This is a genomic window from Streptomyces sp. NPDC055287, from assembly GCF_053646035.1.
Window position 1 is genome coordinate 1 of record NZ_JBSHNE010000104.1, and the last position, 3,928, is coordinate 3,928.

At 70.8% G+C, this 3,928-nt stretch carries 2 protein-coding genes; both read left to right on the forward strand.

Translation table 11 applies throughout. The features are described from left to right. A partial coding sequence (locus ACWIHY_RS40060; RefSeq protein ID WP_454381664.1) for an SDR family NAD(P)-dependent oxidoreductase occupies positions 1–3,090 on the forward strand: 3,090 nt, incomplete at its 5' end. Between the two features lie 77 nt (positions 3,091–3,167). After that, positions 3,168–3,928, forward strand: a 761-nt coding sequence (locus ACWIHY_RS40065) for a beta-ketoacyl synthase N-terminal-like domain-containing protein (protein WP_454381665.1), incomplete at its 3' end; no start/stop codon positions are given.

Sequence of the window (3,928 nt, forward strand, 5' to 3'; positions counted from 1 at the left end):
GTGTCTGTTGATTGGTCGGGGGTGTTCGGGGGGACGGGTGCGTCCCGGGTGGATCTGCCGACGTATGCCTTCCAACGCAACCGCTACTGGCTGGAGACAGGTTCCGACGTGTCCGGTGCGGTTTCGGGCCTCGGGCTGGAGTCGGCCGAGCATCCCCTGCTGGGTGTAGCGGTGGAGCTGCCGGACTCGGGCGAGGTCGTGTTCGCGGGCCGGCTGTCGTTGCGTACGCATCCGTGGCTGGCGGATCACGCGGTCGCGGGCACGGTGCTGTTCCCGGGGACCGGCTTCGTGGAGCTGGCGGTACGGGCGGGTGACCAGGTCGGTTGCGATGTGGTCGAAGAGCTCACGCTCCAGGCGCCGCTCATCCTCCCGGAGACGGGCGGGGTACGCCTGCGGGTCACGGTCGGCGGTGCGGACGACTCCGGGCGACGCGACGTGAGCATCCACTCGCGGCCGGAGGACACTGCGTACGGTGAGGAGTGGACGCGCCACGCCACCGGTGTGCTGGCTGTGGCCGAGAGCCAGGCACCTCCCGCACACGACCTGAGTGTGTGGCCGCCCGAGGGCGCGGCGGCTGTCGAGACGGGTGATCTGTACGAGGACTTCGCCGCCACAGGCTACGACTACGGCCCGGTGTTCCAGGGGGTGCGTGCGGCGTGGCGACGCGGCGACGAGGTCTTCGTCGAAGCCGCACTGCCGGAGCAGCAGCACGCCGAGGCCGCAAGGACCGCCCTGCATCCGGCGCTGCTGGACGCGGCGCTGCACGGACTGCGGCTGGGCGACTTCCATGGGGAAACGACCACCGTGCGGTTGCCGTTCGCGTGGCGCGGCGTGTCGGTGCGCGCTGTTGGCGCGTCGAGCGTACGCGTGGCCCTGGCTCCGGCGGGCGGTGACGCCGTCTCGGTGACGGTCGCCGACAACGCGGGGCACCCGGTGGCGCAGATCGACTCGCTCGTCCTGCGGCCGGTCGAACCGGGCCGGCTCGACGCCGCCGGGCGCGGCGACGGACTGTTCCGTGTGGAATGGGAGCCGCCGCACCAGGCGTTGTCGCCGACGGCCGGGCCCGAGGGGCGCGGGGCGTGGGCCGTGGTCGGCCCCGACGAGTTCAAACTGAGCGCCGAACTCGGGGAAGCCGACCATCCGTACGCGGGCATGGAGGTCTATCCGGGTCTCGCCTCGCTGAGCGAAGCAGTCGAAGCAGGTGCGGCGGCTGTGCCGGACGTGGTGCTGGTCGCCTGCGTGTCCGGTCACGGCACGGGCGCGGATGTCGACGGGGCGGCAGAGGGAGTACGTACCGCTGTCGAAGACGCGCTGACGACGATGCGGGCATGGCTGGCCGACGACCGGTTCGCGGCATCCCGGCTCATCTTCCTCACCCGGCACGCCGTGGTGGCGCGCCGGGGGGAGCGGCCCGACCTGCCGAACGCACCGCTGTGGGGCCTGATCCGTTCGGCGCAGGCGGAGAACCCCGGCCGGTTCGTCCTGGTCGACCTGGACGACGCCGAAGCGTCCTGCCTGGCCCTGCCTGACGCGATGGCGACCGACGAGCCGCAGGTCGCCGTGCGCGACGGCGAAATCCTGCTCCCGCGTGTGTCGCGGATGTCCCCGGCCCTGTCCGACTCCCCGTCCCCGGCCCCTGGAGCACGGGGCGAGGGGCACGGCGGTCCTGCCTTCGATCCGTCGGGAACCGTCCTGGTCACGGGTGCCACCGGGGCCCTCGGCGGGATGATCGCCCGGCACCTGGTTTCGGAGCACGGCGTACAGCGGCTCCTGCTGGTCAGCCGCAGCGGCCTCGCGGCCGACGGCGCCACCGAGCTGCACGCCGAACTGACCGCCCGGGGCGCCGAGGTGACGGTGGCCGCCTGCGACGCCGCCGACCGCGAGGCGCTCGCGGAGGTCCTGGCCGCCGTACCCACCGCGCATCCGCTCACAGCGGTCGTGCACGCGGCCGGCGTGCTCGACGACGGCGTCATCACGACCATCACCCCGGCACAGATCGAGCGAGTGCTGCGGCCCAAGGTCGACGCGGCGCTCCACCTCCACGAACTGACCCAGGGCCTGAACCTGTCCGCGTTCATCCTCTTCTCCGGAGCGGCGGGCACGCTCGGCACGGCGGGCCAGGGTGTCTACGCGGCGGCCAACGTCTTCCTCGACGCCCTGGCCCACCACCGCCACACGCTCAACCTGCCGGCCCAGGCGCTCGCCTGGGGACTGTGGGCCGAGCGCAGCGGCATGACGGAGCGGCTGGGCGAGGGGGCCGTACAGCGGCTGTCCCGCATGGGCATCGCCGCGCTGGAGTCCGAGCGCGGGCTCGCGCTCTTCGACGCGGCCGGGAGCGTGAGCGACGCGGTGGTCCTGCCGATGCGGCTGAACACGGCCGCGCTGCGTGCTGGTGGCGACGGCCAGGGTGTACCGGCGGTGCTGCGGGGGCTGATGCGTCATCCCGTTGTACGCAGGGCGGCCGCGAACGGCGGCGGCACAGGAGGCTCGGCCTCCGGTCCCGTTACGGGGATGGACGCCGGGACGGCAGCGGGAGGCCCGGAGGCTCTGCGGCACCGGCTCGCGGAGCTCAGTGAGGATGAGCGGTGGCGCGTCCTCCTGGACCTCGTACGCACTCATGCGGCCACGGCCCTCGGTCACACCACACCGGCCGGGGTCCAGGCGGGGCGGCCCTTCAAGGACCTCGGCTTCGACTCGCTGACAGCGGTCGAGCTGCGCAACCTGCTGAACGGCGCCACAGGGCTGCGGCTGCCCGCGACCCTGATCTTCGACTACCCGACGCCCAGTGCCCTCGCAGCGAACCTGGCGGCGGAGCTCAGCCCGGCAGAAGCGATGACGCCGGCCGAACTCGGTCTGCGTGAACTCGACGCGCTGGAATCCGTACTCACGACGCTGACCGCGGACGATCCGTTCCGCGAACGCATCCAGTCCAGGTTGCAGGAGCTGCTTTCACAGTGCGACGGCAACGGAATGGGTGGTGGAGGCCAGGTCGCCCCCGCGACTTCGGAGTCTTCCGCAATTACCGTGGCCGACCGGCTCGATTCGGCAAGCGACGACGATCTCTTCAGTTTCATCGACGAGCAGATGTGACCACCGGCGTTGCTGTGCCGCTGGGCTGACTGCCGCGCGGCGTGAGTTCTTGGAAAAGTGAGAGGGAAAGTACGGGGATGGCAAACGAGGAAAAGCTTCGCGCCTATCTGAAGCGTGTCACCGGGGATCTGCACCAGGCCCGGCAGCGTTTGCAGCAACTGGAGGAAGGCAGCACCGAACCCATCGCGATCACCGCGATGAGCTGCCGGTATCCAGGCGGCGTGGAGTCTCCCGGAGACCTCTGGGACCTCGTCGCGTCCGGCGGCGACGCGGTGTCCGGATTCCCGGACAACCGCGGCTGGGACCTCGACGGCCTTTACGACGCCGACCCCGAGAACAAGGGCACCTCCTATACGCGCGAGGGTGGATTCCTTCGCGACGCGGACCAGTTCGACCCGGCGTTCTTCGGTATCAGCCCACGCGAAGCCATGACGATCGATCCCCAGCAGCGACTGTTGCTCGAAACCTCCTGGGAGCTCTTCGAGAGCGCCGGAATCGACCCGGATTCGGTCCGTGGGAGCCGGGCGGGTGTCTTCGCGGGCGTGATGTACGACGACTATGGAGCGGCGCGCATCTACGGCGGCTCCGCGGACGAGTTCGAGGGCTACCTCATCAACGGCAGCGCCGGCAGCATCGCTTCGGGTCGTGTCGCGTACACGCTGGGTCTTGAGGGTCCGGCGGTGACGGTGGACACGGCGTGCTCGTCATCGTTGGTGGCGCTGCACCTGGCGGTGCAGGCGCTACGCAACGATGAATGTTCGCTCGCTCTTGCGGGCGGTGTGACGGTGCTGTCCACGCCTTCGGTTTTCGTGGAGTTCAGCCGGCAGCGTGGGCTGGC